This is a genomic window from Colwellia sp. C2M11 (genome assembly GCF_018860915.1).
Lineage (GTDB): Bacteria > Pseudomonadota > Gammaproteobacteria > Enterobacterales > Alteromonadaceae > Colwellia.
On sequence record NZ_JAHKQD010000039.1, the window covers coordinates 44,636 to 66,001 of the forward strand.

A 21,366-nucleotide genomic window follows, 5' to 3' on the forward strand; every position below is an offset into this window, starting at 1 on the left:
CGATTAATTTCTCTTGTAACAATTAATAAACGCCAATATTAACTACAGCTTATATGATTTTGATAGCCAAGTGAATTCAAATAGTTAGTCTAATTGTTAGAACGCCTTTCTCTGTCCCTAACAATAGCTTCATAACTAACCATTTGGTTTCTTCCTTCGGCTTTTGCTTGATACATAGCTAAATCAGCTGCATGTAAAATATCATCAAATTCAGGGTTAGTATCTTTCAGATTAGCCACACCGATACTTACCGTTATATTCTCGTTAACGCCTAGTTCATTAAAATTATATTGTGCTATTTTCTCTATTACACGCATAGCAATTGCTTTGGCATGATCAAGATTAGTATTAGGTAAAAGAGAAACAAACTCTTCTCCCCCTAAACGAGAAAAAACGTCTCGGGCTCTCATGGTTTCACTTACAAGGCTGGCTATTTTTTCTAACACTAAATCGCCAACAGAGTGACCATATTTATCATTTATCAATTTAAAATGATCAATATCTAACAGTAATACACTCAGCTCTAAACCTTGCTCTTTGGTGTCTTGAACTAGTTTATGCCCCTGATTAAATAGCTCGGTTCTATTCAATAAGCCGGTAAGACTGTCTGTTTTCGCTAATACTAACAGTTTCTTTCTAACTTTAAGTTTCCTTAACAGTAATAAAATAAACAATAAAATAGTACAAAAAATGAATAAAAATCGTCTTTGTTGATCTTCTTGCTGGGCATGTACATCGGCAATACGCAATTCTTTTAACTTGTTTTGATTTGCCAGTAATTTATTTTCTGATATTTTTTGTGCAACTTCAGAGTTCTCAGTTAATTTCTCAATATTTTTTTGGCGTGTCTTATCGCGATACTCGTTATATTTATCGACAAAAATCTTCTTGTTTTTATAAGCATTATCATAATCTTTAACTTCAGCGTAGCTATCAGCGAGAACCAAATAAGCGTTTGCAAAGAGCGGGCGAATTAACTGCTCTTTAGTAATATATTTTGATAATAATTTAGCTTGTTCTATTAACAAAATCGCCTCGTTATGTTGCTGAGCTTGTTGCTTTACCTTTGCTTTAATCAATAAAATCAAATACTGTTCAGCATAGTTAACAGCACTATTTAATATTGATATATCATTCAATAAAGCACTTACATTCTCCGGTAAAGGGACGGATTGTTCAGCTAAATCGACAATATCCTTACGAAGTTTAAACTCTTTAGCTGGTATCACTTTATTATGCTCACCTGGTAAGCCTTCTGCCGCCACAGCAGCATTTAACAAAATAGATGCAATAAAAAATAAGAACAGAGCCCAACGCATAATCATTAGCTACACACCCTATTTCGGCCTTGCTCTTTTGCCTGATAAAGTAGCTCGTCCGCTTTTTTAATTAAGGTGGAGAGATCAGTCGACTCGCCATTAGTAAAGTCGATACTATTAGCGACACCAATACTAATAGTGACATGCAATGATTCCGGTAATGAACCATTACTATCCCAAATATATGCTTCAACAGCGACCCGAAAACGTTCGGCAATAATATTAGCTTGAGATTTAGACGTATTTGGTAAAAGTGCAACGAATTCCTCGCCACCAAAACGACCAAAAACATCTGTTTTGCGCATTAATGCTTTGCCAAGTTCTACCACTTTTTTCAGCACTAGGTCGCCACACTCATGACCAAATTGATCATTTATCTTTTTAAAATAATCAATATCAATCATTAGCGCGCTAAATTCTGTATTGCTGGTTTTCGATTGTTGAAATAGTTTTTTACCTTTCTTCATCAATTCACGGCGATTTGAAATACCTGTAAGCATATCAATACTCGATACTTGATATAACCTATGTTGACCTTGTACTAACTTAACTAATAACCATGCAAATATTAAGGCAACAACGGCGATATAAAGTAAATAAAGCTTCTGTCTTTTCTGCTTTTGCTCTGCTTCTAACAACGATATTTGTTGCAAGGCCTGTTTATTTTCTAATACTTTTTTGTGTAGGTCCGCCTCTTTAGCTTCAAGCGCTAAGCGTACTGCTGCAATTGACTGTGTTTCTTTTTCATCACGTAATAACCGAGTTAGCACTAAGCGGTGTTCTTGTAACTCATAAGCTTTTTGATAATCACCTAATTCAAAATATGTTTTAGATTGTAAATCAACAATATTGATACGTGTTTGAATTTTTAAGTGACCTAACGGCATTTGACTTACTAAAATTTTATCAATTCGATTAATACTATCAATAACTTCATTAAAGCGTTTAAGTTCAAACAATATAAAAGCTTCATCGACATAATATTGTAATTCAATATCATATTGTTCAATATTCCCTATATACTGCTTAGACAGTAATAAATATTGATAACTTGCTTCAGGGTTAGGATTATTTTTCTTTAAATTAGCCCATGATAATCCCAAATAAGCGCTGTACATAATTTTATTAACTTCAGCACTATCTGGTTCATTAATAATGGTTTCATAGGCAATTATCGCTTGTTCATACTCATTTTCAGAAACATGATTCATACCAATATTCACTAACGCGTTCAGTGATAATATTGCTTGATTAGAACGTTTATAATGTTCGTAAGACTGCTGATAATAAACCATTGCTTGCTTATTTCTATTTAGGTGAGTATATAAAGTCCCTAACTCAAAATTCACAGCTCCCTTGAGCTTTTCGTCATCGGTTTGCTTAGCAATACTGTAAGCATCATTTAAGACGAGTAACGAATTTTCATATCGATCAGTTAAATAATATATTCCCCCTAATTTCATCAACCCCGTTGAGATTAAAACATTATCATGCAGTGATTTAGCTAATGCTAAGCCACTTTCATAATCTTTAGCCGCCAGCTCAGTTTCACCAATATTTTCATAGGCTAAACCGCGGTTATAAAGTAATTCAGAAATTAATAAACTAGGGCTAGAAAGTTGTAAGGTTAGTGATAGGCCGTCGGTGGCACTTTGTTTTGCTAAATGAAACTTCCCTTGCAAAATATAAATATCAGTCAACAAGTGCTGATAGGTAATTTGTTGCTCTAAAGGTAATTTACCAATTAATTTAGCATATTTTTCTAATTCAAATTTCGCTAAAGGTATATTGTTATCAATTAATTGTTCTATTTTTATTGCGGCTTCATCAAAGCCAACAACACTATCTTCTTTCTTTGGTATAGCTACAGCTAAGCTCGTTGCAATATACACAAAAGAAAATAGTAAAATCAAACACTGTGAAATACGCTTAAATAACAATACAATTGGCCTATAAACGTGATAATTATCAAACTAGTATAAAGTGAATTTTTTAAACAAATGCTATTCAAGCTAAACGACGTTAAATTTAATATTTAATAACATCAACTTCGAGTAACATCGATATATTTATTTACACAAAAGATCATTGGCATTGAAGAGTATAAGTTGCCATAAATTATCGCTTAAAAATAGTAAGAAAATAGCATAAACACTTATTATTAATTACAGGTTTATGTACTAAATTTGTCAATTTATGGCTAAAACATTATTGTACTACAGCCATATCGCCTTTAGTTTGGAGCCATTCTTTACGATCTCCTGAGCGTTTTTTGGATAGAAGCATGTCCATCATTTCAATGGTTTCGCTGTGTTCTTCATCTAACGCAGTCAGTTGTACTAAACGACGAGTATTGGCATCCATCGTCGTTTCTCTAAGCTGAAGAGGATTCATTTCACCCAAACCTTTAAAGCGTTGTACGTTAACTTTACCACGCTTTTTCTCTGCAGCTATTCGATCAAGAATACTATCCTTTTCCGCTTCATCTAGGGCATAAAATACTTCTTTCCCAACATCAATACGATACAAGGGCGGCATAGCAACATAAACATGTCCGGCTTGTACTAAAGGTAAAAAGTGTTGTGTAAATAAGGCACAAAGCAATGTCGCAATATGAAGTCCATCCGAGTCAGCATCGGCCAAGATACACACTTTACCGTAGCGTAATTCTGATAAGTCATTACTATCAGGGTCAATTCCTAAAGCAACAGAAATATCATGTACTTCTTGTGAAGCAAGAATTTGCCCAGATTCTACTTCCCAAGTATTAAGAATTTTCCCTCGCAATGGCATTATCGCTTGTGTTTCACGGTCACGTGCTTGCTTGGCACTACCACCAGCAGAGTCACCTTCAACTAAAAATAATTCCGTACGAGATAAATCTTGGCTACCACAATCAGTTAACTTGCCTGGTAGCGCAGGACCTTGTGTTATTTTTTTACGCACTACTTTTTTACTAGCACGCATACGTTTTTGGGCGTTACTAATACAAAATTCAGCTAACGATTCAGCTATATCGGTATGTTCATTTAACCATAAGCTAAAAGCGTCTTTTACAACGCCAGTTACAAAGCCTGCACATTGACGAGAAGATAAACGCTCTTTAGTTTGACCTGCAAATTGCGGATCTTGCATTTTTATGGATAAAATATAACTACATTTATCCCAAATATCGTCAGGCGTAAGTTTGATACCACGCGGAATTAAATTACGAAACTCGCAAAATTCACGCATAGATTCTAATAAACCTTGGCGCAAACCATTAACATGTGTACCACCAGCGACTGTTGGGATTAAGTTTACATAACTTTCGCCAACACTTTCACCACCTTCAGGTAACCAAGTTACAGCCCAGTTTGCTGCTTCGGTTTGCGTAGTAAAGTCACCCACAAAAGGCTGTTCAGGTAAGCTTTCATAGCCTTTAACTGATTCTTTTAGGTAGTCAGTTAATCCGTCTTCATAACACCATTCATGCTTTTTATTTTCAATTTTATCATGAAACTTAATCGTTAAGCCTGGGCATAATACTGCTTTAGCTTTTAATAAGTGTGTTAATTTTAATACCGAAAATTTTGCTGAATCGAAGTATTTAGGATCAGGCCAAAACTTGACACGCGTTCCGGTATTACGTTTTCCTACTGTGCCTGTTTCAGCTAGCTCTTCAACTTTATAACCATTCTCAAACGCCATTTCATAAACTTTACTGTCGCGCCTAATCGTTACATCAACCCGGGTTGACAAAGCATTAACAACCGAAATACCTACACCATGTAAACCACCAGAAAATTGGTAGTTTTTATTGGAAAATTTTCCACCTGCATGTAATTTACAAAAAATAAGCTCAACACCTGATACCCCTTCTTCAGGGTGAATATCTATTGGCATACCTCGACCGTCATCAGTTATTTCAAGTGACTGATCGGTATCTAAAATAACACTAATATTTTGAGCGTGCCCAGCGAGAGCTTCATCCACTGAGTTATCAATAACTTCTTGACCCAAGTGATTAGGACGCGTGGTATCAGTATACATTCCAGGGCGGTGGCGTACAGGATCTAAGCCGCTAAGTACTTCAATGGAATCTGAATTATATTGGTCGGTCATGGTTTATTTTCTATCTATGTAAGTATATGTATCGTTTTTATTTTCCCAACTTGGCTTATAGTTGAAAAAATTCTGCAATCATTGGAAGTTTTTTATCAAATCCAACAAAACTATGATTACCGCCCTGTTCAATGATAAGACGGCTATATTTAAATTTCTCAACTGCTTGTTGATAATCTAACACTTCATCACCTGTTTGTACCATAATTAGGTAATTATTTTTTTTCTCATCACTATCCATTGGAGCACTTTGTTCAATCGCTTTAAGATCAAGCATATGTTGCTCTGTTACTTGATAAACTGTATTGGTATAAGGGTTTATTTGTTCACCAATATAGTGCTCTAATAAACTATAAGGCTTAATTGCTGGATTGATCAATACCGCAGAAAGTTGATATTTATTTGCTAAATAATGAGAGAAGTAACCACCTAATGATGAGCCGATTAAAAACCAAGTGCTATTATTTACACCCATTAAGCTATCTGATTTAAGAATGTGCTCTAACTGCAACAATACTTCCGTAGGTGAATTAGCTAACTGAGGACAAATAAAATTAATATCTGGAAAATTATCCTGAAAATACTGGCGAGCTTGCTCCGCTTTTGATGAATAAGGAGATGAATTAAAACCATGTAGATAAAGAATATTTTTTTTCATATTGTTATATATTTCATCCTAAATAATATTTCCCTATATTCAATAGTCTTTTATATAAAAAAGCTATATTAAAACACAATAATTTCACGACTCATTGTACCATCTCTTTCAAGATAAAGGAGTTGATAACTTGGTAAAATAGAGCCTATTTCTTCTTTTGTATCACCAAACTGCACAGAAGTTGCCGGGCAAGTATAGACATCAACATTTTGTTTAGATAAATGCACTCCTCGATGAACATGTCCACATGCAATCCCTTTAATTTTAGCGTTTTTTTCATTTAACTCTGCAATTTTATTCCAAAAATCCTCTTGTGCTAATAATCCATGCTTATCAATATAGTAGCCGACATCAATAGGATGGTGGTGCATCATTAACAATTGAAATTTAGTACGATCCATTTGCTGCGATACTCTTTGTAATTTTTGTGCGGAAATTAAGCCTGACGGTGTATCACTTTTACTATCTAATAATTGTATTTGCCAAAAATCATTATCAAGTGTTTTATTGGTTTGAAAAGTAGGCGCTATTAAATGTTGCGTCAATAAATCACGATCATCATGGTTACCCGCTAAGAAATATACCGGCATAGCGAATTTTGCTTGCTTAACAGCATGCACAAAATGTTGATAAGAATTTTCACTATGATCTTGAGTAAGGTCACCAGTAAAAACAATACTATCAATATTTGTTCGTTGAGCAATATCAGTTAATACTCGACTCAAATTTTGCCAAACATTGGCACCTAGATGCTTAGCTTGCTTATCGGAAAATAAATGACAATCACTAAATTGAGCGATAATAAAAGTTTTTTTTGAATTGTTCATGTGTTTATTATCCGTTCGTTTTTAGCGCTAAATGAACCTGACCATGCTCTAGACAAAGATGTAACCACTCGTTTAAAAATTGATTGATTTGTTGTTTTTCATCTTGTTGATGCATATCTTTATTTGGGTAATCATAACGAGGTTGCACTTGAAAAACATCTTGATTACTAATGACTTCAGCCATACGAGCATCGTGGTATAAACGAATACTCATACGAGGTTGAAGCGACTGAGTATATGTTTTACTTTTATTGGCCGTTTGAGTAAACATTTTTTGTTCAAAAGTAATCAGTGATGTATAGCGAGTGACTTCATTCACCGTAACCACATAAGTAAGATGCTCATTAATAAAAAAATGGCGTTGTTGATTAAGTGCTGTTTGATCAGCTTGTACTTTCAATAATAAAAAATAATTGTTAGCACACAAGGTCATCAAGCTAACTAAGTTAGGTTGATACCTTGTTCTTCTATTTACTGTGCTATTTGGGAAAAAACTCACTAATATCCTATGCTGGGCTATGCTGTTGTATTTTTTATACATATAGTTGTACTGCGTGTACTATATGTATGTCATTTATTAAAACCGAGGAATAGTTGATCTTGAAGCATATGCCTCATAAATTCAACCTACAGGTTGGGATAATTCATCGCTAACCATTGCAAACCAATAATGGTGGATGCGTTAATAATTTTTCCCTCTTTTAATAGTGCTAAAGCCTCTGTCCGCGAAATAATATGAAGTAATATATCTTCGTTTTCATCATCTAAACCATAAATACTACCCGGTGATACTTTATTGCTATCGAACTTAGCCCAATATAGATGAATACATTCACTCATTCCGCCAGGGCTCGAAAGGTATTTCATTATAGGCCTCACAGCGCTAGCTTCTAAGCTAATACCCGCTTCTTCTTTCGTTTCCCGTATCGCCACATCAATTGGGTCCTCGTCACTTTCAAACATCCCAGCGACAAACTCAAGTAACCAAGGAGTTTGTTCTGTACGTAATGCACCTGCTCTAAATTGTTCTAAAAATAATAAATTATCTTCGATAGCATCATAAAGCATCACTACAACTGCATCACCACGTTCAAATACTTCACGTGTAATGCTTTCACTGAATTTTTGTGAAAACAGTTTATGCTTAAGCTGATATTCATCTACTTTAAAAAAACCTTGATACTTAGTATTAATTGCTGCTATTGATACGTCATTTTGGTTATATTGCAACATAGGTATTGATTTACTTTGATTATCTTGCATAAACACTCTCTTTTTAATCATAATTTGTTACACTATCAATTATTGATTTTATTTGGTTAGTTTTAAAACCCCTGTAACATAATCTTGTATATATAACGATATTTCATTATATCACTATAAACGGGAACTCATATCCCAAGGAAAGCTCGACTCATGAAAAAAACTTTAAGTACAATAATTATAGCTCTTGTAGGTTCAATTACAGCAACTAATACTCAAGCCGAAGACTTATTATCGGTTTATCAACAAGCTTTATTAAACGACACCGTTGTTTTAAAAGCTCGAGCTCAATTTGAAATAGTCAAAGAAGACATTACACTGGCACGTTCAGCATTATTACCACAAATCAGCGCATATGCGAATTACAGTGATGGTGAAAGCGAAAGTTATGACTATGATCTGAACGATGTATACACAACAGAGTTTAAATCGTTAGGTTATGGCGCGAATTTAAATATGCAACTTTATCATCATGATAGTTGGTTACGTTTAAACATAGCTGAAAAATCAGCACACCAAAGTGATTTGGTTTATCAAGTAGCAAAACAAGATTTAATTGTACGTGTTGCACAAGCGTACTTTTCTTTATTAAGCACCAAAGATGACCTAGTTTTTGCTCAAGCAGAAAAAGCCGCTATTGCTCGCCAACTTGAACAAACCAAGCAACGATTTTCTGTAGGTTTAACAGCAATAACAGATGTACATGAAGCTCAAGCTCAATATGATACTGCGGTGACAGAGGAAATTCGTGCTAAAAATGCAATTTTTAGTGCAGAAGAAGAGTTGCGTGTTATTACTAATAACTACCCTAAAAGCATCAATGTATTAAATACAGATCGTTTTAGCACATCAACACCTACTCCAAATAGTGCTGATGAATGGCAAAAAGCAGCTGAAGCAAAAAACTTAGATTTAATTGCATCGCGAGTTGGTATTGAAATTGCCAAGCAAACAATTAGTTCAGCTAAAGCCGGTCATTATCCAACTTTAGATTTTGACGCTAGTTATAACAGTAATGATAGCGACTCCAATATAAACTCAATTAATGTGAATACTCCAGCTTTAAATGATTATTCTGTAGGCGTAACTCTTAATGTACCTATTTATTCTGGTGGTGCAATAGAAAGCAGTGTCCGTACAGCGCAAAATAATTTTGTCCTAGCGAGCCAAGATTTAATGCAAACACACCGTTCGGTCGTTCGTACTACTCGTAATGCATACAACACAGTGGTAGCAAGTATTTCAAGTATTAAAGCTTTTGAACAATCAGTGCTAAGTGCAACCAAAGCATTAGAAGCCACCGAAGCTGGTTTCGAAGTGGGTACGCGTACTATTGTAGACGTATTAGATAGCACACGTAACTTATACAATGCCAAACGTAACCTATCGTCAACGCGTTATGCTTACATCCAAAATGTATTATTATTAAAACGTGCTGGCGGTACTATTACCGATGAAGACATCACAGCTATTAATACAGGATTAATGGCTGCAAAGTAATATTCAAAAATAAAGTAACTAAGGGGACCTATTTAATACGTCCCCTTTTTTATAATAAAAGCACCTTAATTACTAATACCGTTTTACTTAAAATACATTGAACAATTAGATTACAACTAAAAGTAACCGCACTTTTAATAAAACCGTCAGTTCTTCTTTCACATAACTGCCGTTAATCGATATAATCAACATCAAATAATCTCCTTAATCCTATCAAGAGAAAACACTGTGAGTAAAAATAAAGTTTTACAGCCTGATTTTAAACTAGCCTTTTTATTGCCTAAATACTGGTTAACTTGGCTAGGGGTTTTTATTCTTTATAGTATTTCGTGGCTCCCTTACAAGTGGCAATTAGGCTTAGGTCGAATGCTAGGACGTCTACTTTATAAAATAGGATCCAAAAGAAAACATATTGCGGATGTTAACTTAAAGTTGTGCTTTCCAGAAATGAGCGAGCAAGAAAGAGAAGTAATATTAAAGAAAAACTTCGAAAACACGGGCATTGCATTATTTGAGACTGGCATGGGTTGGTGGTGGCCGGATTGGCGTATTAAACGAAAGTTTAATGTGATTGGATTAGAGCATATAGAAAAAGCACAAAGTGAAGGTAAAGGCATTCTGCTGCTTGCAATGCATTACTTAAGTGTAGAAATCAATGCTCGTGGAATAGGCTATGGACACCCAATGGTAGTGTTTTATCGACCACATAATAATCCTTTAATGGAGTTTTTCCAATTTCGTGGACGTGGGCGTTCAAATAAATATATGTTGGGTAAAAAAGATGTTAAAGGCCTTATAAAAGCGTTGAAAGATAAAGAAGCTTGTATTTACCTACCCGATCAAGATTACGGTAGAAACCGTAGCTTGTTTGTACCCTTTTTTGGCGTTAAAAAAACCGCGACAACAACAGGTACATTAATTTTTGCTCGACAAAAAAATGTTGAAACAATGATGATTGTTCCCATTAGAAATGAAGATGACAGTGGCTATACTTTAACAATTTCACCACCATTCGATAACTTTCCAAGTAAAGATGACGAAGCTGATTTAATTCGTGTAAACCAAGAATTAGAAAAAGCGATATCTCAAAGACCAGAACAGTATATGTGGTTGCATCGACGATTTAAAACTCGCCCAAATCCAGATGAACCTTCTTTTTACAAATAACTCTTACTACAAGTAATGAATAATCAATGACACTATATACGATTATTCTTTGATAATTTTTTAACTATTTTGTATGGTATAGCCTTATATTATATTTAACATTATAGCAATTGGAAGTGTACCTATATGGGGTTTTGGATTCGAAGTGCTATTATTGCAGCTATCTTAATTGGGCTTGCTATTGCTTTTTTTCTCAATAAGGATTTACTGCTTTCGTCAAATCAAGATGATGCACAATCATTAACAGCTGAAGCTAGTGACGCGATAAAAAAGCAACTAAAATCTAAAAGGCCAAATGCTGCAGCGGAAGGACTATCTAATTTTTATGCTAAAGTGTATGGCGATAAAGAAGACAGAAAAATAGTAAATAATGTTATCTTTTTGCCTGAGCCCGAAGGTGATTTAGTTAAAATATTACAAGCTAAACAGATAAGTACCCGTTCTTACCCTAGAAACTGGCGTGGCACTGAAGAAAATCGTCCTTTTAGAAAAGGGGAAACACTTTATCAAAAACTTTCTGAATATTCATCGAGCGAAGGCTTAGATATTATGTGGCGTCTCAACAAAGATTTTATTATAAAGCACCCTTTTCGTATTGATAACGACATCATAAATACAGCAAAGAAAATAGGTAATACCATATCTGGGCATTTTCCTGAAGGTATTAATAGCTATTTTTGTTATCGCCAGCGAACTTTAGTGTTTGTTAATGAGTCTATGGAATACCTGAATGATGAATGTCTTCACTTAAAAAACTAGTAGCAAGTTATATAAATACCATTTATATAACTGATAAAAAAGGGATTAACTTAGTAATCCCTTTTTGGGTTGTCAATGTAGCCAAACGTTAACTAAAGAGTGACTTTACTTATTCAACAAGAATTCAATATACCAAGGCATTGCTTTATCAATGCCTTGTTGAATTTTAAATTCAGGCTCAAAACCTATCATTGATTTTGCTTTTGAAATATCAGCCTGCGAATGACGCACATCACCCGCCCTAAAATCACGATATACTGGTGACTTTAGATATTTGACTCCATTAGTTTGTAACGCACTCTTTAAACTGTCAAATAAGGTGTTTAACGTGGTTCTATCACCTAAAGCAACGTTATAAACTTGGTTTTTGCCACTGTCAGGTGCTGTTGCCGCTAAAATATTTGCCTGTACTGCATTTTCGATAAAACAAAAATCTCGGCTTGTTTCACCATCGCCGTTAACTTGAACGTCTTGATTTTCAATCATAGCAGCAGTCCATTTAGGAATAACAGCTGCGTAAGCTCCATCCGGATCTTGTCGTTTCCCAAAAACATTAAAGTAACGTAACCCCGTAGCATTGAGTCCGTAAGTTTTGTTAAAAACATCCGCATAGAGTTCATTTACATACTTAGTAACAGCATAAGGTGATAATGGTTTACCAATATTTTCTTCTATTTTGGGTAATGCAGGATGATCACCATAAGTTGAACTAGAAGCTGCATAAACAAAGCTACTCACCATAGCTTCTTTAGCTGCAACTAACATATTTAAAAAGCCTGTAATATTAGCTGAGTTAGTTAAAATAGGGTCAGCAATAGAACGTGGTACAGATCCTAATGCGGCTTGGTGAAGAATATAATCAACTTTTTTATCAATGGTACCAACAGCTTTTTTACAATCATCAAGACTACGTATATCACCTTCAATAAAGGTAAAGTTTTGCCATTGCTCAGCAGAAACTTGTCCTTTAACTTCGTCTAAATTATGTTGATGCCCTGTAGCAAAATTATCTAACCCTACTACCTTCTGATTTAATAGTAATAAAGTTTCTAATAAGTTAGAGCCGATAAAGCCTGCACAACCAGTGACTAACCATGTTTTAGGTGCAGATGTTAATTGTATTTTTATTTCTTGATAACGAGTCATAAAGTAAACCTGAAATTAATAAAGTTGATTGTTAAATTTCGCATTAAACACATACGAAATGACGAAAATAAGATGGTAAAGACGTGATTATTATTCAGTAAGTTTAATGTACAACACCTTTATTCTGCACTTGATTCAGGATCTTATTATTCATATTATTCATCTTTAAATGTTTCGAATTAACTACCTTATAAAGAAGGAACGAAACATCTAAAGAATGAAAATTTATCTAGTTTATAAACGAATATCGGCTAATTGAGGATCAAGCATATATTTCAAATCATAAATAACATGATCTGTTTTCATTAAACCTTTAATATTATCATTTGATAATGCTTTAAATTCATTATGAGCGACAGCGAAAATAACAGCATCATAATGAGATACTTTAGGCTTATCTATTAGCTCTACGCCGTATTCCTCTTTTGCTTCACTTGGGTTAACCCAAGGATCATAAACATCAACATTAGTATCGTATTCTGCAAGTTCAGATAAAATATCAACAATTTTAGTATTACGAACGTCTGGACAATTCTCTTTAAACGTTAAGCCCATGACTAACACATTGGCGCCATTAACACCGATATTACGTTTAATCATTGTTTTAACTAATTGTGAAACGACATAAGCGCCCATACCATCGTTAATACGACGACCTGCCAGAATAACTTCTGGATTGTATCCTATCGATTGCGCTTTATGTGTTAAATAATAAGGATCAACGCCAATACAATGTCCACCAACTAAACCAGGACGGAAAGGTAAAAAATTCCATTTCGTTCCTGCAGCTTTTAATACTTCTTCAGTGTCGATATTCAGTTTATTAAAAATAACCGCAAGTTCATTTATTAACGCTATATTTAAATCACGTTGAGTGTTTTCAATAACTTTTGCTGCTTCTGCAACTTGAATACTTGATGCTTTATATGTGCCTGCAGTAATAATTGAGCCATATAACTGATCGATAAACTCAGCAATTTCATTTGTTGAGCCAGAGGTCACTTTTAAAATATTTGTTACTCTGTGTTCTTTATCACCTGGGTTAATACGCTCAGGTGAATAACCTGCAAAAAAGTCTTTATTAAACACTAACCCTGAATTCTTTTCTATTTGTGGAATACAAACATCTTCAGTAGCGCCGGGATAAACTGTTGACTCATATATAACAACATCTCCTTTCTTGATAACAGTCGCAAGCATTTGACTTGCCTTAACAAGCGGTGTTAAATCAGGCTGTTTATGTTCATCAATCGGTGTTGGTACTGTAACAATATAAACATTACTCGATTTTAATGCTTCTACATCACAAGAGTATGAAATAAAAGCTGAGTCAGCTAATTCATCTGTTGATACTTCTAAAGTGAAGTCGTGACCTTGCTTTAATTCTTCTACACGCTTGGTGTTAATATCAAAGCCTAGAGTTGGATATTTTTTCCCAAACTCTACAGCTAAGGGTAAGCCGACATAGCCCAAACCTATAATTGCTACATTTACTTCACTTAATGTAAGTGACATTGAATTATTCCATTTAAAATTGTATTAAATTCCACTAACTAGCAACTATAAAAGGTTGCTAGTGCTGAAACTATGCCCAATGATGCTTAATAAACTTATTTCACATTTCATTACGCGTAATAATAACAAAAGTTTAACAGTATATTTATAGTCAAACAACTTCAAACTCATGCATGTTACTGCTTAAACTCCACATGATTGAAATATTGTTAACAAGTAGTAAGCGATTCCTCTTTAAATAGTTTATTCTGTATTCTAGGAAAGATTTCGCTACACAACACCGATTAAGAAGTGCTTTGTTCGCAGTACAAACTTGCCTTTAAACTAAAGCACAGGTATAAAAGCACATTGTACACTTTTTTTGCCGTTTATATTTTTAAGGCAGCGTGTACATTTACGCAAGTATCTCTACTTAATATAATAATGAAAATTAGGACAATTTTATGTCATCAAAACCAGCAAAAGATTTTTTTGGTCAGCCTAGTGGCCTTAAAACGCTTTTTTTTACAGAAATGTGGGAGCGTATGAGTTATTACGGCATGCGCATGCTACTTGTTTTATTTATGACGGCAACGTTACAAGAAGGTGGTCTAAGCTTAACCGTTGCTTCTGCAGCCGCAATTTATGGGTTATATACAGGTTGTGTATATTTTATGGGGCTTCCTGGTGGCTGGCTTGCTGATAGGTTAATGGGCGGACAAAAAGCCGTATGGTATGGCGGCATTATTATTATGATCGGCCACATTATTTTAGCTATTCCTAACGATTATTCATTCTTTATTGGTTTGATTTTTGTTGTATTGGGAACCGGACTATTAAAACCGAATATTGGCGCTATGGTTGGTCAGCTATATTCTGACAAAGATGTTCGTCGTGATGGTGGCTACGCTATCTACTACATGGGCATTAACATAGGATCAATTATAGGCTACGGTGTTTGTGGCTATTTAATGGAAAATCAAGGTTGGCACTGGGCATTTGGTGCTGCAGCTGTTGGTATGGCTATAGGCTTAATTCAATACAAAATTACCACACCTAACCTTAATGGTGTTGGCGCAAGTCCAGTGTATCCTTTATCAAAAAAAGCACAGAAATTAAGCTGGACAATTATCGCCATATTCTTAGCTAGCTTGGCTGCATTAACTTATGCAGTATTTCAAGGTATTGTTACTATTGTACCGGTAACTATTGCACAATATGTTGCGGTTGCCTTTTCTGCTATTTTCGTTATTTACTATGCTACTATTTATTTCGGGGGCTCTTTAACTGTTGCGGAGAAGAAAAAACTCATAGCGCTACTTATTATTTGTGTCGCTTCAGCTTGTTTTTGGTCTGGTTTTGAGCAAGCTGGCTCTTCAATGAACTTGTTTACACGTGATTATACTGATCGTATTGTTGGTTCATTTGAAATACCAACAGGATGGTTTCAATCGTTAAACTCTATCTTTATCGTATTATTATCTCCTTTCTTCGCTGCCTTATGGATTAATTTAGGAAAAAGGCTTGTAAGCCCTTCTTACGGCATAAAATGTGCTGTAGGTTTAATTATTATGGGTAGTGGCTTTATTGTTATGTTTTTTGCAGCACAATATGCAGCGTCAGGAATGAAAATTGCGCCTTATTGGTTAGTTGCCACTTATTTCTTACATACTGTTGGTGAACTATGTTTAAGCCCTGTAGCTTTGAGCGCGGTAAGTAAATTATCACCAAAACGCTTTGCAGGACAAATGATGGGTATTTTTGTGTTAACTTACTCTATCGGAAATATTATTTCAGGTTTATTAGCGGGTAATTACGATCCAAATAATGTATCTCAAATACCTGCGTTATACATACAGATTAGCTTGTTTACTATTAGTATTGGTTTGATTGTTTTATTAATAGGTTTTAAATCTAGATTCTGGGAAAATGCATCAGATGAAAATGAAGTAAAACACAACGCTAATGTAGCAAGTAATAATGCTTAATTAACTTTTATTTAGCATTCAGTGGGTGTTTAAATACACCCACTTTTATTTTCAATTAAGAAATATAAGATGACTAAATCTTTATTAATCTCCCCCTCAAATGACACTAGAAACTCGATTCGAAAAATAATACGCGATAGAAGAAAAGAACTGACTAGTTCATTTCAAGAAAGTGCCGCACTAGCTTTATTATCAACACTCAAAAATAGTGTTTTTGTAAAAGAGTCTCAACATATTGCTTTGTATTTAGCCAATGACGGTGAGTTAGACTTACAGCCTTTTATTCATTGGTGCTGGCAGAAAAAAAAGCACATTTATTTACCCGTTTTACATCCCTTTTGTTCTGGTCATTTGCTATTCCTATTGTATGAAGAAAATAGCACAATGATACAAAATAGCTATGGTATTTTGGAGCCCAAACTAGCAGTCGATAAAATTTGCCCATTAGCCCAACTTGATCTTTTATTCACACCGTTAGTTGCCTTTGATAATAAAGGCGCTCGGTTAGGTATGGGTGGAGGTTTTTACGATAGAACACTTGCTAATTGGCAACAACATCAGCTCTCTCCAATTGGGCTTGCTCATGATTGCCAGCAAGTCGACACCATTCCTGTAGAGGCTTGGGATATTCCATTACCCAAAATAATTACCCCCACCCGAGCTTTCAATTTTACAACTGCCGCACAGAGTAAAAAACCAAATAAGTAAGTTCAATTTAAGGCTACCAACTTAGTATAGGTTGCTATTACTGTCTTTTTAACAAGCGACTGCTATAATCTGCGCATTAATGAAATACTAAAATAGCTATACTCCTATAAGGCAAACTCATGACACAAGATGAAATGAAAAAAGCAGCAGCATATAAAGCATTAGAATTTATTAAAGAAGGCACTATTGTTGGTGTTGGTACTGGCTCTACTGTTAATTACTTCATTGACGCTTTAGCAACGATTAAAGATGATATTGAAGGTGCAGTTTCCAGCTCTGATGAGTCGACTAAACGTTTGGAAGCACATGGCATTGAGGTATTTGATCTTAATAATGTAGGCGTTTTAGATGTTTATGTTGATGGCGCTGATGAAGTTAACAAGTATTTAACCATGATCAAAGGTGGTGGTGCTGCACTCACAAGAGAAAAAATTGTTGCCGCTGTTGCCAATCAATTTATTTGCATCGCTGACGATTCAAAGTTAGTTGACATATTAGGTACCTTCCCATTACCAGTTGAAGTGATACCTATGGCGCGTAGCTATGTTGCTCGGCAACTAGTAAAGCTAGGCGGCGACCCCGAATATCGTCAAGGTGTTATTACCGATAATGGCAATGTTATTCTTGATGTACATAACTTAAAAATTACTGATGCTAAAAAGTTAGAAGCTGATATTAATGCTATTGTCGGTGTTGTATCTAACGGTTTATTCGCAGCACGAGGTGCTGATGTACTGATCCTTGGTAGTAATGACGGAATTGAAATTATCAAATAATATCATACACTTAAGACCTGATTTATTAGTTTTAATGTAATAATAAAAATAGTATCCACAAGCTTAATTAGTCATTCATCTAACTAATTAAGCTAAGTAACCAGATAAATAAACATAATAATCAAACACTTAATTTGTTTACTCAAATATTTTCTTTAGAGTTTATACGCTATATGTTATCTTATTGGAATTATAGATATCTAGCCATCTAAACGTTTTATTTAGCTGACTTTTATTTAACTGACTTTTTTACTAACAATGTAATTCTAACTTAAATAAGTGAAGCCATACCTTATGACAACAAGCAAAAAATCATTAGCAAAAGACAAAATAAAAATCCTTTTACTTGAAGGTGTGCATCAAAGCGCACTTGATGAGTTAAAGGAGAAAGGTTATTCGAATATTGAGTATATTAAAACATCACTTTCGAATGATGATTTAATTGCCAAAATAGCTGATGTGCATTTTATTGGTATCCGTTCTCGTACTCAGTTGACTGCTGAAGTTATCACCCACGCTAAAAAGCTTGTTGCTATTGGCTGCTTTTGTATCGGCACAAACCAAGTTGACGTCAAAGCAGCTAAAAAACGTGGCATTCCAGTATTTAATGCGCCTTTTTCTAATACCCGTTCTGTTGCAGAATTAGTATTAGGTGAAGCCTTATTATTGCTACGTGGTATTCCTGAAAAAAGTGCAAAAGCACACCGTGGTGAATGGTTGAAGTCTGCGGTAGGGTCTTTTGAAGCTCGCGGAAAAACACTCGGTATCATTGGCTATGGCCATATTGGAACTCAGCTTGGTATTCTGGCTGAAACGTTAGGTATGCGTGTTAAGTTTTATGATATAGAAACTAAATTACCTTTAGGCAATGCAAGCCAATCATCTTCCTTAAAGTCATTGTTAAGTGAAGCTGATGTTGTTAGTTTACATGTGCCAGAAACACCCCAAACACAGTATATGATAGGTACAGAACAGTTTACTGCGATGAAAAAAGGCGCGATTTTTATTAATGCTTCTCGCGGTACCGTTGTAGATATAGAGTCACTTGCACAAGCATTGACAGACAAAAAAATAGCAGGTGCTGCCATTGACGTATTCCCTGTTGAGCCTAAAGGTAATGATGATGAATTCGTATCACCATTACGTGGTTTTGATAATGTAATTCTTACACCACATATTGGTGGTAGTACAAAAGAAGCACAAGAAAACATTGGTTTAGAAGTAGCAAGTAAATTAGCGAAATATTCTGACAATGGTTCAAGTTTATCGGCAGTTAACTTCCCTGAAGTATCACTACCGGAGCATTCTTTACCTGGAGAAACAGGTACAAGCCGCTTACTACACATTCATCATAATCAACCAGGCGTTTTAACAAAAATTAACCAAGCCTTTGCTGAAAATAATATAAATATTGCTGCACAATATTTACAAACAGATTCAGAAATTGGTTATGTGGTTATTGATATTGAATCATCTGATAGTGCACAAGCATTAAAAGCATTAAAAGCGATTGATGGCACAATTAAAGCAAGAATATTGCATTAATTTATCAAGTTGGATTCTAATCTCGTTAACCACGATTAGAATCCAACCATTATCAGTATAATCCCTTTAAAAAATACAAATAGAGTTACTAGGCTTTTCTTTCATTAATCATTATTTCACTAAACTCATTAAGCCGACTATCAATTTAAAGTAACATACTTAGCATGGTGCAGATGACTCAACATCATAAACAGCATCATAGCTGTGCATCAGCCTGATTTTCAGGTAATGCTAATTGAAAGGCTTCAAGTTTACTGCAATTATCTACTACTCGGTTTATATAGGGAAAATGATTCATATCAATATTAAAACGATTAGCGTTATACACTTGTGGTATTAAACAAATATCAGCTACAGTTATTTGATCTTTAAAACAATAGCAACCCGACGTATGGATAAGCTGCTTTTCTATCGCATTAAAGCCAATAACCATCCAATGCTTAATCCACGCTAATTTAGCATCACTTAGTAAGTTAAGTTCATCCACTAAATATTGTTGAACACGTAAATTATTTAATGGGTGAATTTCACAAGCAATATTTAATGCAAAAGCCCTCACTTTAGCCACATCTTTTATGCAATCAGGATATAATGATAACCCTGATTTTGCCGATTCAAGATAATCGATAATTGCTAATGATTGATGTAAAGTCAAATCATCATCAATTAAGGTAGGCACTAATTGGTTAGGGTTAATGGCAGTATAATCATCCTTATATTGCTCTCCACCATTTTTAACTAAATGTACTGGCACAGATTCAAAATCAATTCCTTTTAAGTACAAAGCTATTCGTACCCTATAAGCTGCCGTTGAGCGCCAATAACCATAAAGCTTCATAATACCCCCTACTTTCTAATGCCTTTATTTATGACATTTTGTATTCGACAACCTTTTGATTAATAGCCCCAAAGATACTATCACCATTGTCATCAAACATTTCAATACGTACCTTATCGCCAAACTTCATAAATTCAGTACTAGCAACTCCATTGGCAACAATTTCTAACATACGTTTTTCCGCTAAACAGCTTGAACCAGCCGAACGATCGTAATTAGAAATAGTACCTGAGCCTACGATACAGCCCGCAGACAAAGGCCGTGTTTTTGCAGCATGAGCAACAATGGTAGGAAAATCAAACGTCATATCAACACCGCAACTTGGTTTCCCAAATAATGTGTCATTCAAATGGGTGATTAAAGATAAGTGTAGTTTTTTACCATCCCATGCAGCCCCTAATTCATCAGGTGTAATCGCAACAGGAGAAAAGGCACTTGAAGGTTTTGAGCTAAAGAAGCCAAATCCTTTAGCTAATTCACCGGGAATTAAATTACGCAAGGATACATCATTCACCAGCATTAATAACTTAATATGGCTTGCAGCTTGTTCTGACGAAGTTCCCATTGGAACATCATCAGTGATGACTGCTACTTCCGATTCAAAATCAATTCCATAACTTTCAGATGCAACATTAATATCATCATAAGGCCCAATAAAAGCATCTGAGCCCCCTTGATACATTAAAGGGTCTGTCCAAAAGGTTTCTGGCATTTCGGCATTACGTGCTTTACGAACTAGCTCTACATGATTTACATAGGCACTGCCATCAGCCCATTGATAAGCACGAGGTAATGGTGACTCACAATTAGCTTGTTCAAAATCAATCATACCTGTCATATCACTATTGAATACAGCTTCATTTAAACGGCGATAAACTAATGCTAATTTAGGTGCTATCTCTTGCCAGTTATCTAGTGCATTTTGCAATGTAACAGCAATATTAGGTACCGCAATCGCTTTAGTCAGATTACGGTTGACAACAACGAGTTGGCCGTCGCGCGTATTATTTTTAAGAGTAGCTAATTTCATGGAAAACCTTTTCGTAAAAAGACAATGATCAGAGAAGACTAATTCTATGAATATTTAACTAAAATCGACAAGTAATTATAAAAGAGAGCGCGGCAAGCTTTGGAAGAAATTCTTTACAGGTATTTTGCCACTTGCATGGCAACGCGGTATTTTCTATTCATCGCGGTTAAATGAGCTTAATGAGGAGGTTATATATCATTAATATAAGATCGATTATCCTTTGTCAGTATACAATTCCTTACGT

Annotated in this window: 18 protein-coding genes; 7 read left to right on the forward strand and 11 right to left on the reverse strand. The window is 34.9% G+C overall.

Going from position 1 to position 21,366, the window contains the following annotated elements; all coding sequences use genetic code 11:
- Positions 1–89 precede the first annotated feature (89 nt).
- The 7 genes from KO509_RS10695 to KO509_RS10725 all read right to left on the reverse strand — a co-directional run bounded on the left by KO509_RS10695 (position 90) and on the right by KO509_RS10725 (position 8,171).
- Positions 90–1,325 carry a GGDEF domain-containing protein gene (locus KO509_RS10695; protein WP_215973267.1) on the reverse strand — a complete coding sequence of 412 codons (1,236 nt, stop codon included), beginning with the start codon at positions 1,323–1,325 and terminating at the stop codon, positions 90–92.
- Entirely contained in the window at positions 1,325–3,259 is a 1,935-nt protein-coding gene (locus tag KO509_RS10700; RefSeq protein WP_215973268.1) for a GGDEF domain-containing protein, read from the reverse strand. Before KO509_RS10700 ends, KO509_RS10695 begins: the two co-directional genes overlap by 1 nt.
- A gap of 268 nt (positions 3,260–3,527) precedes the next feature.
- Positions 3,528–5,423 (reverse strand): DNA topoisomerase IV subunit B, encoded by a 1,896-nt coding sequence (parE, locus tag KO509_RS10705; RefSeq protein ID WP_215973269.1) that lies wholly within the window; start codon positions 5,421–5,423, stop codon positions 3,528–3,530.
- Between the two features lie 55 nt (positions 5,424–5,478).
- On the reverse strand, positions 5,479–6,081 hold the full coding sequence (locus KO509_RS10710) for a YqiA/YcfP family alpha/beta fold hydrolase (protein ID WP_215973270.1): 603 nt from the start codon (positions 6,079–6,081) through the stop codon (positions 5,479–5,481).
- Between the two features lie 68 nt (positions 6,082–6,149).
- Positions 6,150–6,908 (reverse strand): metallophosphoesterase, encoded by a 759-nt coding sequence (locus tag KO509_RS10715; RefSeq protein ID WP_215973271.1) that lies wholly within the window; start codon positions 6,906–6,908, stop codon positions 6,150–6,152.
- 7 nt (positions 6,909–6,915) lie between these two features.
- Positions 6,916–7,407, reverse strand: coding sequence for a DUF1249 domain-containing protein (locus tag KO509_RS10720; protein WP_215973272.1), 492 nt, complete (start codon positions 7,405–7,407; stop codon positions 6,916–6,918).
- 128 nt (positions 7,408–7,535) lie between these two features.
- Complete coding sequence (locus tag KO509_RS10725) at positions 7,536–8,171, reverse strand: NUDIX domain-containing protein (RefSeq protein ID WP_215973273.1); 636 nt, start codon at positions 8,169–8,171, stop codon at positions 7,536–7,538.
- A 153-nt stretch (positions 8,172–8,324) separates the two neighbouring features.
- On the opposite strand from KO509_RS10725, the gene tolC reads away from it, so the two are divergent.
- The 3 genes from tolC (at position 8,325) to KO509_RS10740 (ending at position 11,597) form a co-directional block, all read left to right on the forward strand.
- Complete coding sequence (tolC, locus tag KO509_RS10730; protein ID WP_215973274.1) at positions 8,325–9,671, forward strand: outer membrane channel protein TolC; 1,347 nt, start codon at positions 8,325–8,327, stop codon at positions 9,669–9,671.
- 228 nt (positions 9,672–9,899) lie between these two features.
- Entirely contained in the window at positions 9,900–10,838 is a 939-nt protein-coding gene (gene lpxL / locus KO509_RS10735; protein ID WP_215973275.1) for an LpxL/LpxP family Kdo(2)-lipid IV(A) lauroyl/palmitoleoyl acyltransferase, read from the forward strand.
- 126 nt (positions 10,839–10,964) lie between these two features.
- On the forward strand, positions 10,965–11,597 hold the full coding sequence (locus KO509_RS10740; RefSeq protein WP_215973276.1) for a TcpQ domain-containing protein: 633 nt from the start codon (positions 10,965–10,967) through the stop codon (positions 11,595–11,597).
- A gap of 105 nt (positions 11,598–11,702) precedes the next feature.
- Here the strand turns inward: KO509_RS10740 and KO509_RS10745 are convergent, their stop codons facing one another.
- Positions 11,703–12,743: an NAD-dependent epimerase/dehydratase family protein gene (locus KO509_RS10745; protein WP_215973277.1), complete on the reverse strand. Its 1,041-nt coding sequence runs from the start codon at positions 12,741–12,743 to the stop codon at positions 11,703–11,705.
- A 234-nt stretch (positions 12,744–12,977) separates the two neighbouring features.
- Positions 12,978–14,258, reverse strand: a complete 1,281-nt coding sequence (gene tviB, locus KO509_RS10750) for a Vi polysaccharide biosynthesis UDP-N-acetylglucosamine C-6 dehydrogenase TviB (protein WP_215973278.1) — start codon at positions 14,256–14,258, stop codon at positions 12,978–12,980.
- A gap of 443 nt (positions 14,259–14,701) precedes the next feature.
- Here tviB and KO509_RS10755 point away from each other — a divergent pair, with 443 nt between their 5' ends.
- The 4 genes from KO509_RS10755 (at position 14,702) to serA (ending at position 19,254) form a co-directional block, all read left to right on the forward strand.
- Positions 14,702–16,225 carry a peptide MFS transporter gene (locus KO509_RS10755; RefSeq protein ID WP_215973279.1) on the forward strand — a complete coding sequence of 508 codons (1,524 nt, stop codon included), beginning with the start codon at positions 14,702–14,704 and terminating at the stop codon, positions 16,223–16,225.
- 69 nt (positions 16,226–16,294) lie between these two features.
- Complete coding sequence (locus tag KO509_RS10760; protein ID WP_215973280.1) at positions 16,295–16,933, forward strand: 5-formyltetrahydrofolate cyclo-ligase; 639 nt, start codon at positions 16,295–16,297, stop codon at positions 16,931–16,933.
- A gap of 119 nt (positions 16,934–17,052) precedes the next feature.
- The gene (gene rpiA / locus KO509_RS10765) at positions 17,053–17,709 is read left to right on the forward strand and encodes a ribose-5-phosphate isomerase RpiA (RefSeq protein WP_215973281.1); all 657 of its coding nucleotides are present in this window, start codon (positions 17,053–17,055) and stop codon (positions 17,707–17,709) included.
- 294 nt (positions 17,710–18,003) lie between these two features.
- Positions 18,004–19,254: a phosphoglycerate dehydrogenase gene (gene serA, locus KO509_RS10770; RefSeq protein ID WP_215973282.1), complete on the forward strand. Its 1,251-nt coding sequence runs from the start codon at positions 18,004–18,006 to the stop codon at positions 19,252–19,254.
- Positions 19,255–19,450: 196 nt separating this feature from the next.
- Here serA and maiA read toward each other — a convergent pair whose 3' ends face one another.
- Entirely contained in the window at positions 19,451–20,092 is a 642-nt protein-coding gene (gene maiA, locus KO509_RS10775; RefSeq protein WP_215973283.1) for a maleylacetoacetate isomerase, read from the reverse strand.
- A 28-nt stretch (positions 20,093–20,120) separates the two neighbouring features.
- A complete protein-coding gene (locus KO509_RS10780) occupies positions 20,121–21,122 on the reverse strand; it encodes a fumarylacetoacetate hydrolase family protein (protein WP_215973284.1) in 1,002 nt (333 codons plus the stop codon).
- Between the last annotated feature and the right edge of the window lie 244 nt (positions 21,123–21,366).

Bases quoted from the DNA above. Each gene is read 5' to 3' on its own strand.
- KO509_RS10695 (WP_215973267.1), bottom strand. From the start codon at position 1,325: ATGATTATGCGTTGGGCTCTGTTCTTATTTTTTATTGCATCTATTTTG.
- parE (WP_215973269.1), bottom strand. From the start codon at position 5,423: ATGACCGACCAATATAATTCAGATTCCATTGAAGTACTTAGCGGCTTA.
- KO509_RS10710 (WP_215973270.1), bottom strand. From the start codon at position 6,081: ATGAAAAAAAATATTCTTTATCTACATGGTTTTAATTCATCTCCTTAT.
- KO509_RS10715 (WP_215973271.1), bottom strand. From the start codon at position 6,908: ATGAACAATTCAAAAAAAACTTTTATTATCGCTCAATTTAGTGATTGT.
- KO509_RS10725 (WP_215973273.1), bottom strand. From the start codon at position 8,171: ATGCAAGATAATCAAAGTAAATCAATACCTATGTTGCAATATAACCAA.
- tolC (WP_215973274.1), top strand. From the start codon at position 8,325: ATGAAAAAAACTTTAAGTACAATAATTATAGCTCTTGTAGGTTCAATT.
- KO509_RS10740 (WP_215973276.1), top strand. From the start codon at position 10,965: ATGGGGTTTTGGATTCGAAGTGCTATTATTGCAGCTATCTTAATTGGG.
- KO509_RS10745 (WP_215973277.1), bottom strand. From the start codon at position 12,743: ATGACTCGTTATCAAGAAATAAAAATACAATTAACATCTGCACCTAAA.
- tviB (WP_215973278.1), bottom strand. From the start codon at position 14,258: ATGTCACTTACATTAAGTGAAGTAAATGTAGCAATTATAGGTTTGGGC.
- KO509_RS10755 (WP_215973279.1), top strand. From the start codon at position 14,702: ATGTCATCAAAACCAGCAAAAGATTTTTTTGGTCAGCCTAGTGGCCTT.
- KO509_RS10760 (WP_215973280.1), top strand. From the start codon at position 16,295: ATGACTAAATCTTTATTAATCTCCCCCTCAAATGACACTAGAAACTCG.
- rpiA (WP_215973281.1), top strand. From the start codon at position 17,053: ATGACACAAGATGAAATGAAAAAAGCAGCAGCATATAAAGCATTAGAA.
- serA (WP_215973282.1), top strand. From the start codon at position 18,004: ATGACAACAAGCAAAAAATCATTAGCAAAAGACAAAATAAAAATCCTT.
- maiA (WP_215973283.1), bottom strand. From the start codon at position 20,092: ATGAAGCTTTATGGTTATTGGCGCTCAACGGCAGCTTATAGGGTACGA.
- KO509_RS10780 (WP_215973284.1), bottom strand. From the start codon at position 21,122: ATGAAATTAGCTACTCTTAAAAATAATACGCGCGACGGCCAACTCGTT.